Source organism: Bradyrhizobium sp. SZCCHNS2022, from assembly GCF_032377575.1.
Classification (GTDB): Bacteria; Pseudomonadota; Alphaproteobacteria; order Rhizobiales; family Xanthobacteraceae; genus Bradyrhizobium; species Bradyrhizobium aeschynomenes.
On record NZ_JAUHHZ010000001.1, the window covers coordinates 714,404 to 738,835 of the forward strand.

The window sequence follows — 24,432 nt, forward strand, 5'->3', positions numbered from 1 at the left end:
GAAGGAGCAGGCCCGGAATCTCGAGATTCCGGGTTCGATGCTGCGCATCGCCCCGGAATGACCGCGATGAAATAGAACCGACGACAGATCGGATAGACAAGAAAATGGAAACGTCCTCTTTGTTCTCGGGCATCATCTCCGGCGATCGTCGCCGTACTCACGCCGAGATCGCCGACCGCGCCGCGCGGATCGCCAGCGGCCTGGTGCAGCTCGGCGTGCGCCAGGGCGATTGCGTCTGCATGCTGATGCGCAACGACATCGCCTTCATCGAGGCGGCCTATGGCGCGATGCGGCTGGGCGCCTATGGCGTGCCGGTGAACTGGCACTTCAAGCCGGAGGAGATCGACTACATCCTCAAGGACTCCGCAACGCGGGTGCTGATCGGTCACGCCGATCTCCTGCACCAGTTGCGCGGTCTGATCCCATCCGGCGTCACCGTGATCAGCGTCCCGACGCCGCCCGAAATCCTGTCCAACTACAAGATCGATTCCGATCTGCTCGAAACGCCCGACTTCGCCGTCGCGCTGGAGGATTGGCTCGCCCGGCAGAGCCGTTACGAAGGGCCGCAGGTGCCGCAGCCGCAGAACATGATCTACACCTCGGGCACGACCGGCCACCCGAAGGGCGTGCGTCGCAACGCGCCGACGATCGAGCAGGCGGCCTCGGCCGAGCGGATGCGGGCGCTGATCTATGGCCTGCAGCCGGGCGCGCGGGCGCTGTTGCCGGGGCCGCTGTACCATTCGGCGCCGAACGCCTTTGGCCTGCGGGCCGGCCGCCTCGGTGGCGCCCTGGTGCTGATGCCGCGCTTCGAGCCGTTGGAGTTTCTCGCGATCCTTCAGGCGGAGCGGATCGATACCATCTTCATGGTCCCGACCATGTTCATCCGGTTGATGAAGTTGCCCGAGGAGGTGCGCCGCGGCTACGACGTGTCGTCGCTGCGCCATGTCATCCACGCCGCCGCGCCGTGCCCCGCCGACGTCAAGCGCGCGATGATCGAATGGTGGGGCCCCGTGATCTACGAGTTCTACGGCTCGACCGAGTCGGGCGCCGTGACCTTCGCAACCTCCGAGGACGCGCTGAAAAAGCCCGGCACTGTCGGCAAGGTCTCGCCGGGCGCCGAGTTGCGCTTCCTTGGCGAGGACGGCCGCGTGCTGCCGCAGGGGGAAATCGGCGAGATCTATTCGCGCATCGCGGGCAACCCGGATTTCACCTATCACAACAAGCCGGACAAGCGCGCAGAGATCGATCGCGACGGCTTCATCACCTCCGGCGACGTCGGCTACATGGACAAAGAGGGCTACGTCTTCCTGTGCGACCGCAAGCGCGACATGGTGATCTCCGGCGGCGTCAACATCTATCCGGCCGAGATCGAGGCCGTGCTGCATGCGGTGCCCGGCGTGCATGATTGCGCTGTGTTCGGCATCCCCGACGCGGAGTTCGGCGAGGCGCTGATGGCCGTCGTCGAGCCGCAGCCCGGCGCCACGCTGGATACGGGCGAGATCAAGGCGCGGCTGAAAGCGTCGTTGGCCGACTACAAGGTGCCCAGGCAGATCGAAATCCACGACAAACTGCCGCGCGAGGATTCCGGCAAGATCTTCAAGCGGCGGCTGCGGGATCCCTATTGGGAGCGGGCCGGACGGAAGATCTAGCGCGAGGGCGGCATTCGATGGCGAGCGGAGACGAAACCCGCATCGAATAGGGCAGGCGACGCCTCTTTCTTGATCTTGCGCTGCAATACAGATACGGCAGACTGACCCGTAAATGGGCAGCTGCTGGAGAGCGCATCCATGTCGCCGCAAGCCATACCAGAGGAAATCCGCCCCAATCGCGCCGCCGAGGCGCAGGCCATGGAGGAGGACGCGCGGCTCCGGGACGATATCCGGCTGCTCGGCCGCATCCTCGGCGACACCGTCCGGGACCAGGAGGGCGCAGACGTGTTCGATCTCGTCGAGCGCATACGCCAGACGTCGGTGCGCTTTCACCGTGACGAGGACCGCCAGGCCAGGCGCGAGCTGGAGCAGATCCTGGACGGCATGTCGACCGCGGAGACCGTCCGCATCGTCCGCGCCTTCAGCTATTTCTCCCACCTCGCCAACATCGCCGAGGACCAGAACAACATCCGCCGGATGCGCGCCAGGACCGATGCGAACGGCGGCGCCGGCATGCTGGCGGCGACGCTCGCGCATGCCAAGTCGGCCGGGTTCGAGGCTGCAGAGCTGCGCAAGTTCTTTTCCACCGCGCTGGTCAGCCCGGTCCTCACCGCCCATCCGACAGAAGTGCGGCGCAAGAGTACGATGGATCGCGAGATGGAGATCGCGATGCTGCTCGACCGCCGCGAGCGGATGCAGCTGACGCCGGACGAGCGCGAGGCCAATGACGAGGCGCTGCGCCGCGCCGTGCTGACCCTGTGGCAGACCAACCTGTTGCGCCGGACCAAGCTCACGGTGCTCGACGAAGTGACGAATGGCCTGTCGTTCTACGACTACACCTTCCTGCGCGAGGTGCCGCGGCTGTTGTGCGCGCTGGAGGATCGGCTCAATGAGGGCGCCGAGGTCGCGGGTGACCTGGCGTCGTTCCTGCGCATGGGCAGCTGGATCGGCGGCGACCGTGACGGCAACCCGTTCGTGACTGCCGAGGTGATGCGGGGAACGCTGAAGCTGCAATCCAGCCTGGCTTTGCACTACTATCTCGAAGAGCTGCATCTGCTCGGCAGTGAGCTGTCCATTGCAGCCCATCTCGCCGACGTGTCCGAAGAGCTGCGCGTGCTCGCCGAGCGCTCGCCCGATACCTCCCCACACCGCAGCGGCGAACCCTATCGGCTGGCGGTGTCCGGCATCTATGCGCGCCTGGCGGCCACCGCGAAGAAGCTCGGCATCCAGATCAGCCGTCTGCCGGTGGCGGCGGTCGCGCCCTATGACGGCTTCAAGGAGCTGCAGGACGATCTCGACGTGCTGCATCGCTCGCTGATCGCCAACAATGCCGAGGTGATCGCGCGCGGCCGGCTGCGGATGCTCCGGCGCGCCGTGGACTGCTTCGGCTTCCATCTGGCGCGGCTCGACATCCGCCAGAACTCGGCGGTGCATGAGCGCACCGTGGCCGAGCTGATCGACACCGCGATGCCCGGCATGTCCTACATGGCGCTGAGCGAGGACGCCCGCGTCGGCCTGCTCGTGAGCGAGCTGCGCAACACCCGCCCGCTGGTGTCGCAGTTCGTGAAATACAGCGACGAGACCGTCGGCGAGCTCAATCTGTTCCGCGCCGCGGCCGAGGCGCACGCCACCTTCGGCGCCGACGTGATCACCCAGTGCATCATCTCGATGTGCAAGGGCATGTCGGACATGCTCGAGGTCGCGCTGCTCTTGAAGGAGGTCGGCCTGATCGACCCGGCCGGCCGCTGCGCCGTCAACATCGTGCCGCTGTTCGAGACCATCGAGGACCTGCAGGCGTCCAGCGGCATCATGGACCGGATGCTGGCGCTGCACGATTATCGCCGCCTGGTCGACAGCCGCGGCGCCGTGCAGGAGGTGATGCTCGGCTATTCCGACAGCAACAAGGATGGCGGCTTCGTCACCTCGGGCTGGGAGCTCTACAAGGCCGAGATCCATCTCGTCGAAATCTTCGAGCGTCATAACGTCAGGCTGCGGCTGTTCCATGGCCGCGGCGGTTCGGTCGGCCGCGGCGGCGGCCCGAGCTATGACGCCATCATCGCGCAGCCCGGCGGCGCCGTGAACGGTCAGATCCGCATCACCGAGCAGGGTGAGATCATCTCCAGCAAATATTCCAACGCCGAAGTCGGCCGCAACAACCTCGAGATTCTCGCGGCGGCGACGCTCGAGGCCAGCCTGCTGCATCCGCGGCAGCCGGCGCCGAAGCGCGAATACCTCACCGCGATGGACCGGCTCTCCGAGCTGGCTTTCAAGGCCTATCGCGGCCTGGTCTATGAGACCGACGGCTTCGTCGATTATTTCTGGGCCTCGACCGTCATCAACGAGATCGCGACCTTGAACATCGGCAGCCGTCCGGCCTCGCGCAAGAAGACCCGCGCGATCGAGGACCTCCGCGCCATTCCCTGGGTGTTCTCCTGGGCGCAGTGCCGGCTGATGCTGCCGGGCTGGTACGGCTTCGGCAGCGCGGTCGAGACCTGGATCGCGGAGAACCCGGAGCAGGGCATGCCGTTCCTGCGCGAGCTCTATCAGGAATGGCCGTTCTTCCGCATGCTGCTGTCGAACATGGACATGGTGCTCGCCAAGAGCTCGATCGCGATCGCCTCGCGCTATGCCGAGCTGGTGCCCGACGAGGCCCTGCGCGAAAAGATTTTTGGCCGCATCCGGCGGGAATGGAATCTGGTGATCGAGACGCTGCTCGACATCACGGGACAAGAGCGGCTCCTGCAAGGCAACCCGCTGCTGGAGCGCTCGGTGCGCAACCGGTTTCCGTATCTCGATCCGCTCAACCATGTTCAGGTCGAACTGTTGAAGGCGCACCGCGCGCAGAACCCGGACGAGCAGGTGCTGCGCGGGATCCAGCTCACGATCAACGGCATCTCGGCAGGGTTGAGGAATACGGGGTAGCCCACGATAGCAGCCGCAGCCTCGCCGTCGTCCCGGCCTAGTGCGCAATTGCGCACGCGGCGCCGGGACCCATACCCCCAGGGAGCGTTTGAGGCACGCTGGTCGTTGGCCTTTTTGCCCACCACGATCGCCGCGGCGTGGGTCCGGATCGGCGCCACGCCGCGCTTCGCGCGTCGCGGCTTGTCCGGGACGACGGTGGTGGATGCGACGGATTCACGGCTCTAACAGCGGTCGGAAAAAACGGGACGTAAGCTGACGCTCTCGCGGCACTTCATGCCCGAGCTGTTGCCATCGGTACGGCCCTCGCAAACGAGCAAGGGCGCAGGGAATGCCGGGTGAAGGCCTCACCCATGGCCCGCCTGCAGAAAGATAAGCAGGCGGCAGTCACCACAGGTTCAGCCGAACATCCGGCATTCCCCGCGCGATGTCTTCACGCTTATACGCGATCTCCCCGGTGTGCCGGCTCGTAGACACCGTCGCCCGTGCGATGCTGGGCATCACAACGGACTTGACGCCTGCTTCGGGGCGCCAGGACCACGCGATTTCACGTCCGCAACAAAGCCGTTCGTCCGCGCATCCGTGAAGACACGCTGCGGCTCCATCGCGGCCATCGCATCCCCGCCTCGCGTGTCGTGACGATCGCGCGCTACGCCCCTTGCTTGAGGCGGGATGGAGGGAGGAAAGCACGAATGCTGAAAAAACGCAAGAAGATTTTATTTTTTAGAAGATGAGGACCTATTCAATGTGGCAGCTTAGCTAAGTCCACCGTCATTCCGGGGCAAGGCCGAAGGCCTTGAACCCGGAATCCAGATGTTGTCTTGCGTTCTTTTTCAGGAAGCTCGAGATTCCGGGTTCAATCGCCAACGCGCGCCGCTTTGCGGCGTCGCATTGACGATCGCCCCGGAATGACGGAGAGCTGCAGAGGAAGGCGAGGCTGCGATCGCGTGGCGGCTGATGGGGCATGAGAACCGACGTCCCGCTACGCGGGACGCCGCGTGACGAGGCAGGGTCCGACCTAACAAATATGCGCGCCCTGCGTCTCCACATACACCGCGTACAGCGACTGGCTCGCGGTCATGAACAGGCGGTTGCGCTTCTTGCCGCCGAAGCAGACGTTGGCGCAGATCTCCGGCAGCTTGATCTGGCCGATGCGCTGGCCGTCCGGTGCGAAGATGTGGACGCCGTCATAGCCTTCGCCGACCCAGCCGGCACCGACCCAGATGTTGCCGTCGATGTCGACGCGCAGGCCGTCGGGGAAACCCGACTTGCCGTCGAGCGTCATGTCGATGAACGGCTTGGGGTTCGACAGCTTGTCGCCGTTGATGTCGTACTGCCACACCACGTTCTTGGCGTTCGGATAATGGGTGATGCCGGTGTCGCAGACATAGAGCTTCTTGTAGTCGTGGCTGAAGGCGATGCCGTTCGGCTTGAACGGCTCGTCGGCCACTTTGGTGACTGCGCCCGATTGCGCGTCGACGCGATAGACGGCCTCCTTCTGGAACGGCTGGTTGGAGCCGTTGCGGACGTTCTGACCCTCGTAGAGGTTGATCGCGCCGTAGCCGGGATCGGTGAACCAGATCGACTTGTCGGCGGGATTGACGACCATGTCGTTCGGGCCGTTCAGCGGCTTGTCGTTGGCCTTCTCGGCCAGCACCGTCACCGTGCCGTTGTGCTCGAAGCGGACCAGACGCGTGCGCTCCGCGGTGATCTGCCGTCCCTCGTAGTCGAAGGTGTTGCCGTTGGACTCGTTCGAGGGCTTGCGGAACTGCTGCGAGATGTGGCCGTCGTCGTCGAGATAGCGCAGTTGCCGGTTGTTCGGGATGTCGCTCCAGACGAGATACTGGCCCTGCGTATTCCACGCCGGTCCTTCCGCCCACAGACATCCGGTGAACAGGCGCTTGATGACGGTGTTGCCGACCTTGGCCTTGAAGCGCTTCTCGTCGATCACGACGATGTCGGGATCGGGATAGCGCTGCGGCTGCGCGCCCGGTCCGAAATCCCGCGCCATCGCCGGCGAGACCGCTGCTGCCGCGGCGGCAAAGCCGGCGACACCCTTGAGGAGCGTGCGCCGGTCGAAGCGGTCGGCTTCGGCCGGCAAGTCCTTGAGGGTGTCGTGCCGTGAATTCGTCATGGTTTCCTCCGAACGTTTTTTGTTGGGAGGCGACCATACGACGGAATCGTGGCTTTCAGCGGGTTGTTCGGATAAAAAACAACTTGAGATAGTTTGCGCTGCGAGACGATTTTGCGCGCTGCAAATCTCAAATCGGATCCCAGCCGAACACATCGGCGGAGCGATCGAGCTTGTAGAACGACGGCTTCAGCGCCGGCATGCCGTGCTCGGCGATCGTCTGCGGCGTCCATCCTTCGCCGCGATGCACCGAGCGCAGCGGACGCGACTGGCCCATCAGGAAGATCTCGTTCATGCGGACAGCGAAGATCTGGCCGGTGACGTCTTTCGAGGCATCGCCCAGGAGATAGGCGACGACCGGCGCGATCTTTTCCGGCCCCATCCGCTTCATCCGCTCGACGCGCTCCTTCTCGGCCTCGGTCTCCGCCGGGATGGTGCCGATCATGCGGCTCCAGGCGAACGGCGAGACGCAGTTGGAGCGGACGTTGAAGCGGCCCATGTCGAGCGCGATCGACTTCGACAGGCCGACGATGCCGAGCTTGGCGGCGGCGTAGTTCGCCTGGCCATAATTGCCGATCAGGCCGGAGGTCGAGGTGAAGTGCACGAAGGAGCCGCTCTCCTGCTCGCGGAACAGCCGCGCCGCGGAGTGCGACACGTAGAACGAGCCCATCAGATGCACCTTGATGACGGCCTCGAACGCCTCGATGCTCATCTTGTGGAAGATCATGTCGCGCAGGATGCCGGCATTGTTGACGACGCCGTCGAGCCTGCCGAAGTGATCGGTGGCGGCCTTCACGATCTTGCTGGCCGGGATCGCTTCGGACACGCTCTCGAAATTGGCAACCGCCGTGCCGCCGGCCTTGCGGATCTCCTCGACCACTTCTTCCGCCGGCGCTGCGCTGGTGCCCGAGCCGTCGGAGGCCACGCCGGGATCGTTGACCACGACCTTGGCGCCCTCGGCGGCGCACAGCAGCGCGATCTCGCGCCCGATGCCGCGGCCCGCGCCGGTGACGATGATGACTTTGTCCTGGAGCGATTTGGCCATGAGAGGTTCTCCTTGTTGGGCTCCGTCATTCCGGGATGGTGCGAAGCACCAGACCCGGAATCTCGAGATTCCGGGTTCGGTCCTGCGGACCGCCCCGGAATGACGGAAGCTGACTATCTTTCGTTGGTGAAGATGATCGTGCCCGACGCGGCGAACATGCCGCCGACGCCGTGGCACACGGAAATCTTGGCATTCGGCACCTGCGCCGGAGCGATGCCGCGCATCTGTCGGACGCTCTCCTGCAGCGCGTACATGCCGTACATGCCCGAATGCATGTAGGACAGGCCGCCGCCATTGGTGTTGAGCGGCAGCTTGCCGCCGGGTCGCGTGTGGCCGGCGGCGATGAAGGGCCCGGTCTCCTCATGCGGCATGAAGCCGAGATCGCCGAGGCCGAACAGCGGCAGATGCGCGAAGGCATCGTAGATCATGAGGTGATCGACATCGGCATGCGTGATGCCGGCCTCCTTGAAGGCGAGGGGCCCTGCGACCTTGAAGGCGCGCGACGAGGTGAACGTCTCCATCTGGCTGACCATCGGCGTCTCCACGCTCTCGCCGGTGCCGAGAATGTACACCGGCTTGCGTGGGAAGTCCTTGGCGCGGTCGGCCGAGGTGAGGATCAGCGCGCCGCCGCCGTCGGTGACGAGGCAGCACTGCAAGAGGCGGAATGGATAGGCGATCATGCGCGAGTTCAGCACGTCCTCGACCGTGATCGGGTCCTTCATCATGGCGCGCGGATTCTTCGCGGCCCATTCGCGCTGCACGACGGCGACCATCGCGAGCTGCTCATGGGTGATGCCGTAGGTCTTCATGTAGCGCAGCACGGGGATCGGAAACATGCTGGGCGGGCCGTAGACGCCGAACGGCGCCTCGAACTGGCCCTGCAGGCTGTCGGCCGGAATCGAACGCGGCAGCTTGCCGATCATCGACTTGCCGCTCTCGGCATGGGTGATCAGCACGGTCTTGCACAGCCCGGCCTCGATCGCCGCCGCCGCGTGCCGGACGTGCAGCATGAACGAGCAGCCGCCGACCGAGGTGCCGTCGACCCAGGTCGGGGTGATGCCGAGATAGTGGCACATCTGCTGCGGCGTCTCGACCGCAGTGGCGAAGCCGTCGATGTCCGACAGCTTCAGCCCGGCATCGGCGATCGCATTCAGCGCCGCATCCGCATGCAGCTGGATCTGCGACATGTTGGGAATGACGCCGAGCTCGGTGGTCTCGGCCGCGCCGACGACGGCGACCTGGTTGCGACGCATGGCGCTATCCTTTCGCCGGCCGGAACAGGGGCAGGGTGATCTGGTCGTCGAGCGGCTCGAAGGTGACTTCGAGCGGCATGTCGAGCTCGAGCGCCTCCGGTGTCTGCGGGCAGCCGGTGATGTTGCTCATCATCCGCGGACCTTCCGCCAGCGCGACGACGGCGATCGCGTAAGGCGGCGTGAAGCCTGGCGCGGCCGGGCGGTGATTGATCACGTAGCTGTACAGCGTGCCCTTTCCCGACGCCTTGAACACGGTGACCTTGCGGCTGGCGCAGGACGGGCAGAACGGCCGCGGCGGAAAGTAGACGTGAGCGCAGGCGTCGCAGCGCTGCAGGCGCAACTCGCCGGCGCGTGTGCCGTCCCAGAAATGCTGCGTCTCCGGCGTCGGCTTGGGGCGTGCGCGCATCGGCTCGGCCATCCCGGTGATCCTCCCGTGAGGCGGGCTCCGTCGCCCGCTGCTTTGCCGTTTTGATGCGCCATTTGGCGAGGGGGCGTCAACGGTCCATCGCGCTGCGCATGCGGCCCTCCTGGTGGTGCAGAGGTGTCTTGGCGGCAATTGCCGCCCGATGAAAATTGGTCTTTGATGCTTTCAACATGATCGGAGACGAGATGAAGCTGCGTGACATCGCCCATTCCAGGACCGGCGACAAAGGGGACACTTCGAACATCTCGGTCATCGCCTATGATCCCAGGCACTATCCGCTGCTGCTCGCAGAGGTGACGGCGGAGCGGGTCAGGGCGCACTTTGCCGGCATTGTCTGGGGGGAGGTGGTCCGCTATGAGCTGCCCAACATCGCGGCGCTGAACTTCGTGATGAGCCGGGCGCTCGGCGGCGGGGTCACCCGTTCGCTGGCGCTGGATGCGCACGGCAAGTCGCTGAGTTCCGCGCTGCTCGATCTCGACATTTCGGCCGATGCCGCTCACCCTCGATAGGATGCCATGACCGCTGCCAATCCCACCCTCGCCGCGCTCGCCGACGATCTCGCCGCGGGACGCACGACCTCCCGCAAGCTCGTCGAGGACTGTCTCGCCCGCATCGCCGATCCCGCCGGCGAGGGCCAGCGCGCCTTCATCCACGTCGACAAGGAGGCGGCGCTTTCGGCCGCCGACGGCATGGACGCGCTGCGCAAGGCCAATGCGGCGCCGTCGCCTCACGCGGGCATTCCGATCTCGATCAAGGACCTGTTCGACATCAAGGGCCAGGTGACCCGCGCCGGCTCGCGTGCGCTGGAGGATTCCGCGCCGGCCGACGCCGATGCACCCGCGGTGGCGCGGCTGCGCAAGGCGGGCTTCGTCGTGATCGGCCGCACCAACATGACCGAGTTCGCCTATTCCGGCATCGGCATCAATCCGCATTACGGCACGCCGAAGAGCGCCTGGAAGCGCGACGTCGGCTATGTGCCCGGCGGCTCGTCCTCGGGCGCGGCGGTCTCCGTCGCCGACCGCATGGCCTATGGCGCGCTCGGCACCGACACCGGCGGCTCCTGCCGCATCCCCGCGGCGTTCAACGGCATCACCGGCTACAAGCCGACCCAGTCGCGGGTGCCGCTCGACGGCGGCGTGCCGCTGTCGACCACGCTGGACAGCTTTGGCCCGCTCGCCAACACGGTGGCCTGCTGTGCGGTGCTGGATTCCGTGCTCGCCGACGAGCCGATCCGGCCGCTGGCGCCGCGCCCGGTGAAGGGCCTCCGGCTCGCGGTGCCGACGACGATCGTGCTCGACGAGCTCGATGCCGAGGTGGCCGCGACGTTCGAGCGGTCGCTGGAGACGCTGGCGAAGCAGGGCGCGCTGATCGAGCGCATCGCATTCCCCGAGTTTCTCGACGTCGGCATCATCGGCGCCAAGGGCGGCTTCGCCGCCGCCGAGAGCTACGCCTGGCACCGCGTCCTGCTCACCGCGAAGGGCGACGTCTACGATCCGCGCGTCTCCGTCCGCATCATGCGCGGGGAGGCAATCACCGTGCCCGACTACATCGAGATGCTCAACGCGCGCCGCTCCCTGGTCACGCGCGCCGCCGCGCGCATCGCGCCCTATGATGCGCTGGTGATGCCGACCGCCGCGAACGCGCCGCCCAAAATCGCCGATCTCGCCGACGACGCCGCCTTCGCCCGCGAGAACATCCGCGCATTGCGCAACTGCACATTCATCAACATGATCGACGGCTGCGCCATCTCGCTGCCGGCCCATCGCCACGGCGAGGTCCCGGTCGGCCTGATGCTGGCGCAGGCCGGCGGCCACGACCGCAAGCTGCTGGAGATCGCAGCGGGCATCGAGGGCGTGGTGCGGGGCTGAGGCGGAGCAAGACGAGCCCGGAAATCGGGTGGCCGTCGGCCTGCATTCTGTCGCATCCTCGTCATTCCGGGATGCGCGCCCTTGCGCGCAGGCCCGGAATCCATAACCACGATCGAGCGTATGGATTCCGGGCTCGTCGCTGCGCGCCGCCCCGGAATGACAGCTGGGATTGATCCATGGCCAGACTCACACGGGCAGCGCCCCTTATCGATTCTCCCGTCGCGACCGGGATCGATGCGATCGATTGGGCGATGGTTGAACGCGACCTCGACGCCAGCGGCTGCGCGGTGTTGCCGCAGCTGGTCTCGCCCGAGGCGTGCCGCACGCTGGCGTCGCTCTATCCGGAGGACGGCCACTTCCGCAGCCGGGTGGTCATGGCGCGGCACGGGTTCGGGCGCGGCGAGTACAAGTATTTCGCTTATCCGTTGCCGCAGCCAATCGCGCGCTTAAGGCCGCAGCTCTATGCGCAGCTTGTTCCGATCGCCAATCGCTGGAACGCGACGATGGGGATCGACATCCAATACCCCGCTGAGCATGATGAGTTCCTCGCCCGCTGTCATGCCGCCGGCCAGGTCAGGCCGACGCCGCTGCTGCTGCAATATGACGAAGGCGACTACAACTGTTTGCACCAAGATCTCTATGGCGAGCACGTGTTTCCGCTGCAGGTGGCGATCCTGCTGTCCGAGCCCGGGCGCGATTTCGACGGCGGCGAGTTCGTGCTGACGGAGCAGCGGCCGCGGATGCAGTCGCGCGCCGAGGTGGTGCCGCTGCGGCAGGGCGATGCCGTGGTGTTCGCGGTCCACAATCGCCCCGTCCAGGGCACGCGCGGCAGCTACCGCGTCAACATGCGCCATGGCGTCAGCCGGCTGCGCGCCGGCCGGCGGCATACGCTCGGCGTGATCTTTCATGATGCGAAGTGAGGCGTATGACGGCTGATCTGTTCGATGCTCTCGAGGCGGGCGGGCCAGCGCGCGAGCAACTCGCGCCGGGCGCGACGATGCTGCGCGGCTTTGCGCGGCCGCATGAGATGGAGTTGATCACCGCCATCGAGGCGATCACAGCGGAGGCGCCGTTCCGCCGCATGATCACGCCCGGCGGCCATCAGATGTCGGTCGCGATGACCAATTGCGGGCCGCTCGGCTGGGTGACGGACCGCAGCGGCTATCGCTACGATCCCGTCGACCCGGAGAGCGGGCAGCCCTGGCCGGCGATGCCGCCGCTGTTGCGTGAGCTTGCCGAGAATGCCGCGCGCGAGGCCGGCTTTGCCGGCTTCGCGCCCGATGCCTGCCTGATCAACCGCTACGAGCCCGGGGCCAAGATGTCGCTGCACCAGGACCGCGACGAGCGCGACGTCGGCGCGCCGATCGTTTCGGTCTCGCTCGGTCTTCCCGCGACATTCCTGTTCGGCGGCCTCAAGCGGACCGACAAGACGCAACGCTATCGGCTCGTTCACGGCGACGTCGTCGTCTGGGGCGGGCCGGCGCGGCTCGCCTTTCATGGCATAGCTCCGCTCGCCGATGGCGAGCACGCGCTGCTCGGCCGCCGGCGCATCAACCTGACGTTTCGCCGCGCGCGGTAGTCCCGGCCGCTCTGTGACCTCGCGCATTTTGCAATGCGCCGCCCGCGCTCTATGCTGCGCCCGGGAGAGGGGCCATGAGCACTGTCGAACTTGCGGACGAGCGCGCGCCGGCGGCGACGCGGCTCGGACTTCACCTCGCGCTGCTGCAGCTGGTGTTCAGCCTGCTGTGGACCACCTACGTGATCTATCTGCCGAAGCTCGCGGCGCAGGCCGGCATCGCGCCGTCCGCCGTGATCCTGATCCTGATGCTGGACCAGGCGGTGTTCACGCTGTCGGATACGGCGATGGGCATCGCCGCCGATCGCATCGGGCCGCTCGCCAGCCGCTTCGGCGTCTTCATCGGTCTCGTCACGGCGGTATCCTGCGCCGCTTTCGTCGCGCTGCCGTTCGTGGCGGCGACCGCCGGTCCGGCCGTGTTCATCGGACTGATCGTGGTGTGGGCGCTGACGTCGTCGGTGCTGCGGGCGCCGCCTCTCACTCTGCTCGGGCGTCATGCGGCGCGGCCGGCCGTGCCGTTCCTGATGGCGCTGGTGATGCTCGGCTATGGCGTGGCCGGCGCGGTGTCACCGTATCTCGGCGTGATCATGCGCGACTATGATGCGCGGCTGCCCTTCATCATCTCCTCGGCCGTGCTGCTGCTGACCGCGCTCGGACTTTCACGCGTCGCGCAAGCCGGTGGTCCGGCCGCAGCGCCGGCGGCGGCCAAGGCCGAGCCGAAGCCGCTGCGCGGGCTGCCGCTGCTGTTCATCGGCGCGATGGTGGTCCTGGCGCTCGGCTATCAGCTGCATTTCAGCATCAACAGCTCGGCGTTCTATCTCCGCTTTGCCAAGCCGGAGGATCTGCCGTGGCTGATGCCGGTGTTCTGGATCGGCTTCAATCTCGTGCTGTTTCCGGCGAGCGTGGTGGTCAAACATCGCGGCGGCCTGATCGTCATGGGCATCGCCGGGCTGCTCGGCGCGATCGCGATCGTGATCGCCGAGCTCGCGGGCGCGCTCACGGTGCTGATCGTGGCGCAGTTCATCGCCGGTGCGGCCTGGGGCTGCATGATGATGAGCGCGATCTCGGCCGCGCTCGCGATCGGGACGACCGGTGCCGAGGGCAAGGTGACCGGGCTGGTGTTCTCGGCGCTGGCGCTGGCCACGTTCGCGCGGATCGCGGCCGTTGCGGGCGGCCTGCAGAAGCTGCCGGACTATGCGCCGCTGGTGCAATGGGCGCCGGTCGCGTGCTGGTTCGTGGCCGGCGCCGGCCTGCTGGTGATGGCCGCCGCCGGATGGCAGGGACGCCGCGCGTCCCCGCCGTGAGACCGGTCAGACGCCCGCAGGCTTCGCCGGGTGGATGAAGGCCCAGGGCGAGACCTCGCTGTCGCGGGGCACCTCGATGTCGATCAGATAGGGGCCGCCATGAGCGAGCGCCTTTTCCAGCGCTGCCTTGAACTGATCCGGCGCAGTGACCCGGCTCGCGGCAACACCGAACGACTCCGCGAGCTTGACGAAGTCCGGATTGACGAGATCGGAGGCGACGACGCGGCCGTCGAAGCGCTCGCGCTGGTCGCGCCGGACATTGCCGTAGGAGTTGTTGTTGAACACCAGGGTGACGACGCCGATGTTGTATTGCACGGCGGTCGCCAGCTCCTGCACCGCGAACATGAAGCCGCCATCGCCGGTGATTGCCACCACGGGCTTGTCGGGATGCGCGACCTTGGCGCCGAGCGCGGTCGGGAAGCCCGCGCCGAGCGTGCCCTGATAGCCCGAGGTGATGAAGGTGCGCGGCTCGTACACCGGAAAGCCGTACCAGGAGGCGAAACCGACCTGCGATAATTCGTCGGTGACGATGGCGTCCGGCGGCAGCACCTCGCGCAGCACGTTCAGATAGGCCATCTGCGGCTGCACCTTCTGGATCTCCTGCAAGGTCGCGGCGCTGGCCTCGCGAATGGTCGCGCGGCGGCCGGAGGTCTTGCGGGTGCCCGCCTTGCCGACGGCCGCCGAGAGCGCGGCCGTCCCGGCCTTGGCATCGGCGACGATGCCGGCATCGACGATCAGGCGCCGCATTTCCGCGGGGTCGATGTCGATGCGGATCGACTTCAAGCCGTCCGGCTTGAACGGCCAGCGGAAGGTGGTCGGCAGTTCCATGCGCGTGCCGATGCCGATCATCAGATCGGTGGTCGGCCAGAGCTTGTAGGCCGCGGCCATGGTGAGGCCGAGCTCATGCGCGTTGGAGACGATGCCGCGCCCCGAACGGAACGCGACGACCGGCGCGTCGATCATCTCGGCGAGTTCGAGGATCTCCTCGCGCGCCTCGATCGCGCCGGAGCCGACGAAGATCATCGGCGCCTTGGCACCTGAGATCAGCGCGGCCGCCTTGGCGATGCGGTCGGGATCGGGCTGCGGCGGCGTGAACGGCGCGAGGGGCTTCGCTGCTGACGTCTCGGCCTTCTGCGTGAACACGTCCCACGGCATCTCCAGCGCGGCCGGACCGCGCCGTCCCGACAGCATCTCCTGGAAGGAGCGCGACACGAGCGTCGGCGCGCTGTCGGGATATTCGATGCGCTCGGCCCATTTGACGAAGGTGCGCAAGGTGGCGAGCTGGTCCGGCATCTCGTGCAGATGGCCACGGCCGCGGCCGAGATAATCCGTCGGCACCTGGCCGGTGAGGCACAGCACCGGCTCGTTGCAGCCGAATGCGGTGAGCAGCGCCGCACCGGCATTGAGCACGCCGGGGCCGGGGACGACGCTGAACACGCCGGGCTTGCCGCTGGCGCGGGCATAGCCGAATGCCATGTAGCCGCAGGCCTGCTCGTGGCGTGCGCCGACGACCTTCAACTGCGCCTGGTGGAAGGCGTCGAACAGTCCGTAGACCTGCGCGCCGGGCAGGCCGAACACGGTGTCGACGCCGTGGGCGACGAGCCCGCTGACGATGGCTTCGCCGCCGGTCATGATGGTCATGCTGTTCTTCCGTTTCTACTCTGCTTCGTCGATGACGCCGTTGCGCAACAGGCCGACGCCCTTGGCCTCGATCTCGATGACATCGCCGGGCTTGAGATAGCGCGGCGGGTCGAACCGCGCACCGGCGCCGGTCGGGGTGCCCGTCACGATCACGTCACCGGGCACCAGCGTCGTGAAGGTCGAGATGTAGTTGATGAGATAGCGGAAGCCGAAGATCAGCCGCGACGTGCGATCGTCCTGGCGCAGCTCACCATTGACGTGCGTCGTCAGCCGGACATCGGCGATCTGGCTCTCGCTGGTGTAGGGCACGATCCAGGGCCCAAGGCTGCCGGTTGAGTCGAAATTCTTGCCCTGCGTCACGTTGAACTTGGCGTGCCGCACCCAGTCGCGGATCGTGCCTTCGTTACACAGCGTCAGCGCGGCAATGTGATCCAGCGCCTGGGCCTCCGGGATGTGCCGGCCAGCCTTGCCGATGACCAGCACCAGCTCGCCTTCGTAGTCGAGCTGCGGCGAGGCGCGCGGGCGCACCAATGGCGTCTCATGGCCGACGAAGGAACGCGGCGTCCGCATGAACATCGACGGATACTTCGGCGCGTCCTGACCGTCCTTGTACTCGGCGTTGCGGTCGGGATAGTTGACGCCGATGCAGATGATCTTCTCCGGCGAGGGGATCGGCGGCAGCCAGGTGATCGCATCGAGGCCGTGATCCGGCGACAGGCCGGCGGCGGTCTCGATCAGCCGGGGCAGGGCGCCCGCGGCAATGACTTCGCGCAAGGTCGGATAGTCCTTCGTAAAGCGCGCGGAGAGATCGACGAGACCTTTGTCAGTGACGAGCCCGTAGCGGACAGAACCATTGGCAGAGTAGGTCGCGAGGCGAGGGGAGGTCATGGGCATCTCTCCTTACACGCCGAGCCGCTGGATCTTGTGGGTGCCGCGCGCCAAGGAGACGTGCTTGGTCTCCATGTAGAAGTCGAACGAATAGTCGCCGCCGTCGCGGCCGATGCCGGACGCCTTCATGCCGCCGAAGGGGGTCGGCAGATGGCGGACGTTCTCCGAATTCAACCAGATCATGCCGGCCTCCAGCGCGTCGGCGACGCGCAACGCGCGGCCCATGTCGCCGGTCCAGACATAGCCGGTGAGGCCATACTGCACGTCATTGGCGATCGCGATCGCGTCGGCCTCGTCGCGGAACGGGATCACGGTGAGGAACGGCCCGAACACCTCCTCCTGCGCGACGCGCATGGTCTGGCTCGCGCCGGTCACCAGCGTCGGCTCGACATAATGGCCGCCGCCTGGACCATCGAACCGCTTGCCGCCGACGGCGATGATCGCGCCGTCCTGCCGGGCAACGTCGGCATAGGAGCAGACCTTGGCGAGGTGCCGCTCATGGATCAGCGGCCCGATCTCGGTCGCGGGATCGAGCGGATGACCCACTTTCAGCGCGCGCACGCGGGCGGCGAGCCTGGCGGTGAAAGTCTCGGCAATGCTTTGCTGGACCAGCAGGCGGCTGGACGACGTGCAGCGCTCGCCGTTGAGCGAGTAGATCATGAACACGACCGCATCGAGCGCACGCTCGAGATCGGCATCGTCGAACACGATCACCGGGTTCTTGCCGCCGAGCTCGAAATGCACGCGCTTCAGGGTCGGCGCGCCCTGCGCCATGATCGCGGAGCCGGTCGAGCTCTCGCCGACGAATCCGATCGCCTTGATGGCGGGATGCTCGGTCAGCGCCTTGCCGGCCTCCTCACCGAAGCCATGCACCGTGTTCAGCACGCCGTCGGGAATGCCAGTGTCCTTGGCGAGCTTGGCCAGCCACTGCGCCGTGACCGGCGACCACTCCGCCGGCTTGTGCACGACCGTGCAGCCGGCCGCGAGCGCCGGCGCGATCTTCCAGGTCGACAGCATGAACGGCGTATTCCATGGCGTGATCACGCCGACCGGGCCGATCGGCACCCGGGTCGAGATGTTCCAATGCTCGTCGCTCGGCGTGCTCAGCCCGTCGCGGGCCTCGGTGCATTTGTCGGCGAAGAAGCGGAAATTCTCGGCGGCACGGATCGCGGCCTTGGCCATGAAGCGATAGGCCTGCCCGGTGTCGATGCATTCGAGCACGGCGATGTCGTCGGCATGATCCTCGATCGCGTCGGCCACCCGATGCAGCAGCTTGCGCCGCATCGAAGGCGCCATGTCGCGCCAGGATTTGAAGGCGAGCGCCGCCGACGTCGCCGCCCGGTCGATATCCTCCGCATTGCCGCGCGCGACCTTGGCCAGCACGGTATTGTCGATCGGCGACTTCGTCTCGAACGTCGCGCCCGAGATGGCCGGCACCACCTTGCCGTCGATGAAGTGGCCGATGCCCTCGTCCTTCAGCTTCGCGAGCAGGGGCGCAGCACGATCGAGATTGGCCTTGTAGATATCGGCTTTGGGGCTGGCCTTATCCATGGGATGCCTCCGCTTTCAGGGCGTTGTGGCTTTCAGGGCGTCGTGGATGTTGTTGCGCTTCCAACTGGTCGCGGCGTCGTTGATCTGCATGTCGAAGGACAGTGCGAACTTGCTGCTGGCGAACACCGGATCGAGGTAGTCCGAGAGCGCCTTGAACACGTGCGCGCCGGCCTTCTGCCGCGCCGGCAGGTCGCGGCCTTCACCGAGCCGCAGCAGCATGGCGAGGAAGGCGGCGTCGGGCTTGCCGTCGGCAATCGCGTAGTGCTCGCAGCGGATCGCGCGCACGCGGATGCCGCCGATCGGGAATATCCCGGTCTCGCTGGCGGCTTGGCGGACCACCTCGCAGACGTTGTCCATCCTGACAAAGCCGTCGAGATTGGCGGAGTATTCGATGCTGAAATGCGGCATGGTGCGACAGCTCCGGTGCAGGCGTCAGGCGAAGTAGCAGCTCACCGTTCCATACGGGCCGTAGTCGGCCTGGATCGTGTCGCCCTTGCGCGCCTCGATCGGCCGGATGAACGAGCCGGCGAGGACCACCTGGCCTGGTTCGAGGGCAAGCCCGTGCGCCGCGATCTTGTTGGCGAGCCAGGCAACGGCCGTCGCCGGGTTGTTCAGGACGCCGGCAGCCAGACCAGTCTCTTCCAACTGGCCGTTCTTATAGCAGAGTGCGCCGATCCAACGCAGGTCGGCGTCGAGCGGTCGCAATGGCCGGCCGCCGAGCACGATGCCGGCATTGGCCGCATTGTCCGCGATCGTGTCGAAGATCTTGCGTGTCGCTTTGGTCGCGGGATCCACCCGCTCGATCCGAGTATCCAGGATTTCCAGCGCGGGCACCACGAAGTCGGTTGCGTTGAGCACGTCGAACAGCGTGCAGTCCGGTCCCGACAGGCGGTGCTTCATGACGAAGGCCAGCTCCGCCTCGATCCGTGTCGCGATGAAGCGATCGGATGGAACGAGCCCGCCATCCGCAAAGAACATGTCGTCGAGCAGCACGCCGGAGTCGGGCTCGTCGATGTTGAGCGCGCTCTGCATGGCCTTCGACGTCAGCCCGATCTTGTGCCCCTTGATGATGCGTCCCTCGCCGACCTTGATGTCGATCCAGGCCTTCTGAATCGCATAGGCATCCGCGATCGTGATGTTCGGATGCTCCTGGGAGATCTGCCTGATTTGGCGACGGCTCTTCTCAGCCAGATCCAGGCGTTGGGCGCAGGTGCTGATTTGGTCGCTCGACAGGGGCATGAACAAACCGTGCGAAAAAGGGATGCCGGCGAATGATTAACATGTTAAGTTTTGGCGGGCAAATCGAAAGCAGGTTTGCTGCAGTGCGAATATCCGGGTGGGGAGCACGGGCGCCGCTATGAGCCAACGCAAGGCCAGGACCGTGAAGCCGGTCGCCAGGGAGGCGCGGCAGGTGCCGATGCGCGACTTCTCGCAATCATTGCCGATGGCACTGTTGCGGGCGCGCGAGGCGGTGATGCGGCAATTCCGGCCGAGCCTGCGGCAGCATGGCTTGACCGAGCAGCAATGGCGTATCCTGCGTGCGCTGGCAGCGGTCGACGCCATCGAGGTGACGGAGTTGGCGCGGGTCGCCTTCCTGCTTGGTCCGAGCCTGTCGCGTATCCTGCGCGACCTCGAGGCGCGCGGTCTGATCCAACGCGAGGCCGACGTCCGCGACCTGCGCAGAGGGGTGCTGTCGATCTCCACGAAGGGTTTGAAGCTGATTGCGCAGGTGGCGCCGAACTCGGAGGCGATCTACGCGTCGATTGCGCGGCGCTTTGGCGCACGCAAGCTTGCCGCGTTGCACAAAATGCTGGATGAGCTGGAGCGCAGCATGGGGAGCGATGTCGCGCTCGGCAGTGATACCGACGAATGAGGCGGTGCAAACATCACGCAATTTCGTCCTGATGCGGCCGTCCTGCTTGGCAGGCTGTTCGACAGTTTGATAAGAAGCGATGCAATGGAGCGGAGATGGCGTGCGTCGCAGGCATGGCAAACCATGCTAACTCTGTTTTCGCATGCTGATCTAACCCGCGAGTTGTCATGGTCACTATCAAGGTTGCGCACCTCATCGATTTCGTCGCCGACGTCTTCGAGCATGCCCACTCCTCGCCCGAGGAGGCGCGCCGGATCGCAACCTATCTCACCACGGCCAACCTGACCGGGCACGACAGCCATGGCGTGATCAGGGTCCCGGTCTACATCCGCTGGCAGAAAATGGGCTCGATCGTGCCCAACCAGACCGCGGAGATCGTCGTCGATACGCCGTCATTGGTGGTGGTCGACGGCAAGTTCGGTTACGGCCAGACGGTGACGCCGCAGGCGGTGAAGATCGGCATCGAGCGCTGCAAGAGCAGCGGGCTCGCGGCGATGGCGCTGCGCAATTCCGGCCATCTCGGCCGCGTCGGCGACTGGGCCGAGATGGCGGCGGCAGAAGGGCTCGTCTCGATCCATTTCGTCACGGCCGCGGGCTCGCTGCTGGTTGCGCCCTACGGCGGCGTCGAGAAACGGTTCTCGACCGCGCCTTATTGCGTCGGCATCCCGCGCCAGGGACAGGATCCGATCGTGCTCGATTTCGCGACCTCGATCGTCGCGGAAGGCAAGGTTCTGGTGGCGAGCCGCGGCGGCAAGAAGCTGCCCAAGGGGGCGTTGATCGATGCCGACGGCACGCTCAGCGAAGATCCGGCGGTGCTCTATGGTCCCTACGAGGCAGAGGGGACGCGCGACCACACCAAGGGGACCGGCGCGATCCGCGCCTTCGGCGAGCACAAGGGTTCGGGCCTTGCCTTCATCTGCGAGCTGCTGGGCGGTGCGCTGACCGGCACCGGGGCGACCTCGGCGGGCCGGCGCTTCGCCAACGGCATGCTCGCGATCTACATCGATCCCAAGGTGGTCGATCCCGCCAATTTCTTCGATGGCGAGATCACGCGCTACACCGATTTCATCCGGGAGACCAAGCCTGTCTCGGGCGTCGATCAGGTGCTGGTGCCGGGTGACCCCGAGCGCAAGATGCGGGCCGAGCGCACGGCCAACGGTGTGCCCTTGCCCGATGACACGTGGGCGGCGATCGTGAGCACGGCCCGCGAGGTCGGCGTCAGCGAAGCGAGCATCCAGCGGGCGACATCGTGATGGCCGTGTGACCGCCGACGGCGTGATGCAATCCGCAGCCGGACGTTCGGGATTGCATCGTGCTGCACGATCGGCGAGAACGAATTCAACAACACAGATCGATTGAACAACAAGGGAAGGAAACGCAGTCGTGGCGAACAACAAGGTCAAGCAGCTCTGGGCCGAAGGCAAGACGGTGGTGAATGCCTGGCTCGCGATCCCCTCGGGATTCTCCGCGGAGGTCGTGGCGCAGTGCGGCTTCGACAGCGTCACCGTGGACATGCAGCATGGCGTGCAGGATTATCTGTCGATGGTGCAGTGCTTCCAGGCGATGCACGCTCATCCGGTGACACCGATGGTGCGCGTGCCGTGGAACGAGCCCGGCATCATCGGCAAGGTGCTCGACGGCGGCGCCTATGGCGTCATCTGCCCGATGGTCAACACGGCGCAGGAAGCGCGCAACCTCGTCTCCTATTCCAAATATCCGCCGAAGGGCGTTCGCTCCAACGGCCCGATCCGCTCGGGCATGTATGGCGGCGCGGGCGAGTACCAGAAGACGGCCAATGACGAGATCGTGCTGCTGCCGATGATGGAAACCCGGACGGCGGTCGAGAACATGGAGGCCATCCTCGACGTCGAGGGCATCGACGGCGTCTATATCGGCCCGTCCGACCTCGGCTTCTCCTATGGCCTGGTGCCGAAGCTCGACCGTGACGAGCCGGAGATCCTCAAGATCTATGAGAAGATCGTGAAGGAATGCGGCAAGCGCGGCCTCAATCCCGGCATCCATTGCAGCGGCGCCGAAGGCGCGGTCCGGGCCATCAACATGGGCTTCAAGCTGGTCACGCTGTCGAACGAGGTCGGCTTGATGCAGGTCTATGCCCGCCAGCAGGTCGCGCAGACCCGCAACGAGTCCGGCGGCAAGGCCTGAGGGCGAATTGCGAATAGGGAGTAGCGAATAGGGGACTCATCCATTCGCTATTCGCGACTCGCTATGCGCATTTCTGGTTGCGACCGATCGACCCAAACGAGAGAGACTGCCATGGCTCCCGCCCCCGTCATCCGGCTTCATCCCGAGGATAGCGTGCTGATCGCGCGCGCGAGCCTGCCGCCGGGGCTCGCGGTTGCCGATGGGGTGATGACGGTCGACAGGATTCCGGCGGGGCATAAGGTCGCGGTGCGGCCGATCGCGCAGGGCGAGCCGATCCGCCGTTATGGCCAGATCATCGGCTTCGCCACCGCGCCGATCGCGCCCGGGCAGCATGTTCATACACAGAACTGCGGCATGGGCGATTTCGCCAAGGACTACGCCTATGGCGTCGACGTCAAGCCGACGCCGAACTTCGATCTCCCCGCCACGTTCGAGGGCATCCGCCGCCCGGACGGGCGGGTCGCGACCCGCAACTATATCGGGCTGCTGACCTCGGTGAACTGCAGCGCGCATGTCGCGAGCCTGGTGGCCGACGTCTTCAAGCGGAATCCGTTCACCGGCGACGATCCGCTGGCCGACTACCCCCATGTCGACGGCGTCGTCGCGCTGACGCACAAGACCGGCTGCGGCATGACGCTCGACGAGCCGCTCAAACTGTTGCGGCGAACGCTCGGCGGCTACGCGCGGCACGCGAATTTTTCTGCGGTGATCGTCCTTGGCCTCGGCTGCGAGGCCAATCAGATCGGCGGATTGATGGAGGAGCAGAAGCTCGCCGGCCGCCTGCGCGCCATGGACATTCAGGAGGTCGGCGGTACCCGCAAGACCGTCGAGGCCGGCATCGCCTTCGTGAAGGAGGCGTTGACGGATGCCAACAAGGTCAGACGCGAGACGGTTCCGGCGAGCGAGTTGACGGTCGCTCTGCAATGCGGCGGCTCCGATGGCTATTCCGGCATCTCGGCCAATCCAGCGCTCGGCGCCGCCAGCGATCTCCTGGTGCGGCATGGTGGCACGGTGATCCTGTCGGAGACGCCCGAGACCTACGGCGCCGAGCATCTGCTCACGCGCCGCGCCGTCAGCCGCGACGTCGGCGAGAAGCTCGTCTCCCTGATGCGCTGGTGGGAAGAGTATACGGCGCGCGAGGGCGCGGAGATGAACGCAAATCCCAGCCCGGGCAACAAGGCCGGAGGCCTGACCACGATTCTCGAAAAGTCGCTCGGCGCGATGGCCAAGGCCGGCAGCACCAATCTGGTGGATGTGCTGCATTATGCCGAAGCCGTCACCAAGAAGGGCTTCGTGTTCATGGATACGCCCGGCTACGACCCGGTTGCAGCGACCGGGCAGGTGGCTGGCGGCGCCAATCTCGTCTGCTTCACCACCGGACGTGGCAGCGTGTTCGGCTGCAAGCCGGCGCCGTCCATCAAGCTCGCGACCAACACGCCGATGTACAGGCGGATGGAAGACGACATGGACGTCAACTGCGGCACCATCCTCGACGGCGAGGAGACGGTGCAGGAGTGCGGGCAGCGCATCTTCGAGCTGATGTTGAAGACCGCCTCGGGGCAGCCGACCAAGAGCGAGAGCTTCGATTTTGGTGGGGCGGAGTTCGCACCCTGGGTGCTCGGCGCGACGATGTAGCCGGCATCGCTCAGCTATTCAGCTGCTTTGCATCGTGTTGCCGGACGTTTCCGTGCCGGCATCTGATCGCAGCTGAGATCGTCACCGTGCTGAGACTGGATCGCAACTGAGATCAGATGACAGGTCGGGAGCGCCGCCGTGGGCTGGCCGCGCTGACGCGCGCGCGACAGCGGCGCCGAACAATTTACCGCTGGTGGCCGAGGCCGATGCCGAGCGCCAGGGCCTTCTGACGGAGCGAGCCTTCAGTCCGCTTCATCGCCTTGGCGATCTTGGCAACCGGGGTCTTGGACTTCGAGTGCTGCTTCAGCAGCTTGATGTCGGCGGGCGTATAGGGTTTCCGCGCCAACTTCTTGGTAGCTGCCTTCTTAGCTGTCTTCGCCACTTGATTCTCCTTTTGGCAATGTGGGCTCTAAATAGCACGTGTAGTCGAGCTATCAAGCGATTGCGGCAAATGCAACGCTATTAGTTCTTGTTAGTTCATCATTGGGGGTTAATCCCGTCTTTGACAAACT

General features: G+C 65.9%; 21 protein-coding genes. 11 read left to right on the top strand and 10 right to left on the bottom strand.

The window, feature by feature from the left end; genetic code table 11:
• The first annotated feature begins 104 nt into the window (after positions 1-104).
• Both QXZ94_RS03125 and ppc read left to right on the top strand, forming a co-directional pair.
• The gene (locus QXZ94_RS03125; protein WP_315719193.1) at positions 105-1,649 is read left to right on the top strand and encodes an acyl-CoA synthetase; all 1,545 of its coding nucleotides are present in this window, start codon (positions 105-107) and stop codon (positions 1,647-1,649) included.
• A 138-nt stretch (positions 1,650-1,787) separates the two neighbouring features.
• Entirely contained in the window at positions 1,788-4,571 is a 2,784-nt protein-coding gene (ppc, locus tag QXZ94_RS03130; protein ID WP_315719194.1) for a phosphoenolpyruvate carboxylase, read from the top strand.
• A 1,015-nt stretch (positions 4,572-5,586) separates the two neighbouring features.
• Here the strand turns inward: ppc and QXZ94_RS03135 are convergent.
• The 4 genes from QXZ94_RS03135 to QXZ94_RS03150 form a co-directional block, all read right to left on the bottom strand.
• Positions 5,587-6,702: an SMP-30/gluconolactonase/LRE family protein gene (locus QXZ94_RS03135; RefSeq protein ID WP_315719195.1), complete on the bottom strand. Its 1,116-nt coding sequence runs from the start codon at positions 6,700-6,702 to the stop codon at positions 5,587-5,589.
• 127 nt (positions 6,703-6,829) lie between these two features.
• On the bottom strand, positions 6,830-7,744 hold the full coding sequence (locus QXZ94_RS03140) for an SDR family oxidoreductase (protein ID WP_315719196.1): 915 nt from the start codon (positions 7,742-7,744) through the stop codon (positions 6,830-6,832).
• 113 nt (positions 7,745-7,857) lie between these two features.
• Positions 7,858-8,997, bottom strand: coding sequence for a thiolase C-terminal domain-containing protein (locus QXZ94_RS03145; RefSeq protein WP_315719197.1), 1,140 nt, complete (start codon positions 8,995-8,997; stop codon positions 7,858-7,860).
• 4 nt (positions 8,998-9,001) lie between these two features.
• Positions 9,002-9,415, bottom strand: a complete 414-nt coding sequence (locus QXZ94_RS03150; RefSeq protein ID WP_315719198.1) for a Zn-ribbon domain-containing OB-fold protein — start codon at positions 9,413-9,415, stop codon at positions 9,002-9,004.
• A 191-nt stretch (positions 9,416-9,606) separates the two neighbouring features.
• Between QXZ94_RS03150 and QXZ94_RS03155 the strand changes: the two genes are divergently transcribed.
• The 5 genes from QXZ94_RS03155 (at position 9,607) to QXZ94_RS03175 (ending at position 14,169) form a co-directional block, all read left to right on the top strand.
• On the top strand, positions 9,607-9,930 hold the full coding sequence (locus QXZ94_RS03155) for a hypothetical protein (protein ID WP_315719199.1): 324 nt from the start codon (positions 9,607-9,609) through the stop codon (positions 9,928-9,930).
• A 6-nt stretch (positions 9,931-9,936) separates the two neighbouring features.
• A complete protein-coding gene (locus QXZ94_RS03160) occupies positions 9,937-11,289 on the top strand; it encodes an amidase (protein WP_315719200.1) in 1,353 nt (450 codons plus the stop codon).
• Positions 11,290-11,465: 176 nt separating this feature from the next.
• A complete protein-coding gene (locus QXZ94_RS03165) occupies positions 11,466-12,209 on the top strand; it encodes a 2OG-Fe(II) oxygenase (protein ID WP_315719201.1) in 744 nt (247 codons plus the stop codon).
• Positions 12,210-12,214: 5 nt separating this feature from the next.
• On the top strand, positions 12,215-12,868 hold the full coding sequence (gene alkB / locus QXZ94_RS03170) for a DNA oxidative demethylase AlkB (RefSeq protein ID WP_315719202.1): 654 nt from the start codon (positions 12,215-12,217) through the stop codon (positions 12,866-12,868).
• A 74-nt stretch (positions 12,869-12,942) separates the two neighbouring features.
• Complete coding sequence (locus QXZ94_RS03175; RefSeq protein WP_315719203.1) at positions 12,943-14,169, top strand: MFS transporter; 1,227 nt, start codon at positions 12,943-12,945, stop codon at positions 14,167-14,169.
• 6 nt (positions 14,170-14,175) lie between these two features.
• Here the strand turns inward: QXZ94_RS03175 and QXZ94_RS03180 are convergent, their stop codons facing one another.
• The 5 genes from QXZ94_RS03180 to hpaH are packed head-to-tail and all read right to left on the bottom strand — an operon-like array spanning position 14,176 to position 19,488.
• Entirely contained in the window at positions 14,176-15,810 is a 1,635-nt protein-coding gene (locus QXZ94_RS03180; protein WP_315719204.1) for a thiamine pyrophosphate-dependent enzyme, read from the bottom strand.
• Between the two features lie 15 nt (positions 15,811-15,825).
• The gene (locus QXZ94_RS03185; protein WP_315719205.1) at positions 15,826-16,698 is read right to left on the bottom strand and encodes a fumarylacetoacetate hydrolase family protein; all 873 of its coding nucleotides are present in this window, start codon (positions 16,696-16,698) and stop codon (positions 15,826-15,828) included.
• 12 nt (positions 16,699-16,710) lie between these two features.
• Complete coding sequence (hpaE, locus tag QXZ94_RS03190; protein WP_315719206.1) at positions 16,711-18,249, bottom strand: 5-carboxymethyl-2-hydroxymuconate semialdehyde dehydrogenase; 1,539 nt, start codon at positions 18,247-18,249, stop codon at positions 16,711-16,713.
• 15 nt (positions 18,250-18,264) lie between these two features.
• Positions 18,265-18,657 (bottom strand): 5-carboxymethyl-2-hydroxymuconate Delta-isomerase, encoded by a 393-nt coding sequence (locus QXZ94_RS03195; protein WP_315719207.1) that lies wholly within the window; start codon positions 18,655-18,657, stop codon positions 18,265-18,267.
• A gap of 24 nt (positions 18,658-18,681) precedes the next feature.
• Entirely contained in the window at positions 18,682-19,488 is an 807-nt protein-coding gene (gene hpaH, locus QXZ94_RS03200) for a 2-oxo-hept-4-ene-1,7-dioate hydratase (RefSeq protein ID WP_315719208.1), read from the bottom strand.
• A gap of 118 nt (positions 19,489-19,606) precedes the next feature.
• Here hpaH and hpaR point away from each other — a divergent pair, with 118 nt between their 5' ends.
• The 4 genes from hpaR (at position 19,607) to QXZ94_RS03220 (ending at position 23,920) form a co-directional block, all read left to right on the top strand.
• On the top strand, positions 19,607-20,122 hold the full coding sequence (gene hpaR / locus QXZ94_RS03205; protein WP_172134215.1) for a homoprotocatechuate degradation operon regulator HpaR: 516 nt from the start codon (positions 19,607-19,609) through the stop codon (positions 20,120-20,122).
• A 167-nt stretch (positions 20,123-20,289) separates the two neighbouring features.
• On the top strand, positions 20,290-21,375 hold the full coding sequence (locus tag QXZ94_RS03210) for a malate/lactate/ureidoglycolate dehydrogenase (protein ID WP_315719209.1): 1,086 nt from the start codon (positions 20,290-20,292) through the stop codon (positions 21,373-21,375).
• Positions 21,376-21,505: 130 nt separating this feature from the next.
• Positions 21,506-22,285, top strand: coding sequence for an HpcH/HpaI aldolase family protein (locus QXZ94_RS03215; protein ID WP_172112050.1), 780 nt, complete (start codon positions 21,506-21,508; stop codon positions 22,283-22,285).
• A 111-nt stretch (positions 22,286-22,396) separates the two neighbouring features.
• Positions 22,397-23,920: a UxaA family hydrolase gene (locus QXZ94_RS03220; RefSeq protein ID WP_172134217.1), complete on the top strand. Its 1,524-nt coding sequence runs from the start codon at positions 22,397-22,399 to the stop codon at positions 23,918-23,920.
• 184 nt (positions 23,921-24,104) lie between these two features.
• Here the strand turns inward: QXZ94_RS03220 and QXZ94_RS03225 are convergent, their stop codons facing one another.
• On the bottom strand, positions 24,105-24,302 hold the full coding sequence (locus tag QXZ94_RS03225; RefSeq protein WP_008964013.1) for a hypothetical protein: 198 nt from the start codon (positions 24,300-24,302) through the stop codon (positions 24,105-24,107).
• Positions 24,303-24,432 lie beyond the last annotated feature (130 nt).

Coding starts and splice junctions, on each gene's coding strand:
- QXZ94_RS03125 (WP_315719193.1), top strand. CDS start 105: ATGGAAACGTCCTCTTTGTTCTCGGGCATCATCTCCGGCGATCGTCGC.
- ppc (WP_315719194.1), top strand. CDS start 1,788: ATGTCGCCGCAAGCCATACCAGAGGAAATCCGCCCCAATCGCGCCGCC.
- QXZ94_RS03135 (WP_315719195.1), bottom strand. CDS start 6,702: ATGACGAATTCACGGCACGACACCCTCAAGGACTTGCCGGCCGAAGCC.
- QXZ94_RS03140 (WP_315719196.1), bottom strand. CDS start 7,744: ATGGCCAAATCGCTCCAGGACAAAGTCATCATCGTCACCGGCGCGGGC.
- QXZ94_RS03145 (WP_315719197.1), bottom strand. CDS start 8,997: ATGCGTCGCAACCAGGTCGCCGTCGTCGGCGCGGCCGAGACCACCGAG.
- QXZ94_RS03150 (WP_315719198.1), bottom strand. CDS start 9,415: ATGGCCGAGCCGATGCGCGCACGCCCCAAGCCGACGCCGGAGACGCAG.
- QXZ94_RS03155 (WP_315719199.1), top strand. CDS start 9,607: ATGAAGCTGCGTGACATCGCCCATTCCAGGACCGGCGACAAAGGGGAC.
- QXZ94_RS03160 (WP_315719200.1), top strand. CDS start 9,937: ATGACCGCTGCCAATCCCACCCTCGCCGCGCTCGCCGACGATCTCGCC.
- QXZ94_RS03165 (WP_315719201.1), top strand. CDS start 11,466: ATGGCCAGACTCACACGGGCAGCGCCCCTTATCGATTCTCCCGTCGCG.
- alkB (WP_315719202.1), top strand. CDS start 12,215: ATGACGGCTGATCTGTTCGATGCTCTCGAGGCGGGCGGGCCAGCGCGC.
- QXZ94_RS03175 (WP_315719203.1), top strand. CDS start 12,943: ATGAGCACTGTCGAACTTGCGGACGAGCGCGCGCCGGCGGCGACGCGG.
- QXZ94_RS03180 (WP_315719204.1), bottom strand. CDS start 15,810: ATGACCATCATGACCGGCGGCGAAGCCATCGTCAGCGGGCTCGTCGCC.
- QXZ94_RS03185 (WP_315719205.1), bottom strand. CDS start 16,698: ATGACCTCCCCTCGCCTCGCGACCTACTCTGCCAATGGTTCTGTCCGC.
- hpaE (WP_315719206.1), bottom strand. CDS start 18,249: ATGGATAAGGCCAGCCCCAAAGCCGATATCTACAAGGCCAATCTCGAT.
- QXZ94_RS03195 (WP_315719207.1), bottom strand. CDS start 18,657: ATGCCGCATTTCAGCATCGAATACTCCGCCAATCTCGACGGCTTTGTC.
- hpaH (WP_315719208.1), bottom strand. CDS start 19,488: ATGCCCCTGTCGAGCGACCAAATCAGCACCTGCGCCCAACGCCTGGAT.
- hpaR (WP_172134215.1), top strand. CDS start 19,607: ATGAGCCAACGCAAGGCCAGGACCGTGAAGCCGGTCGCCAGGGAGGCG.
- QXZ94_RS03210 (WP_315719209.1), top strand. CDS start 20,290: ATGGTCACTATCAAGGTTGCGCACCTCATCGATTTCGTCGCCGACGTC.
- QXZ94_RS03220 (WP_172134217.1), top strand. CDS start 22,397: ATGGCTCCCGCCCCCGTCATCCGGCTTCATCCCGAGGATAGCGTGCTG.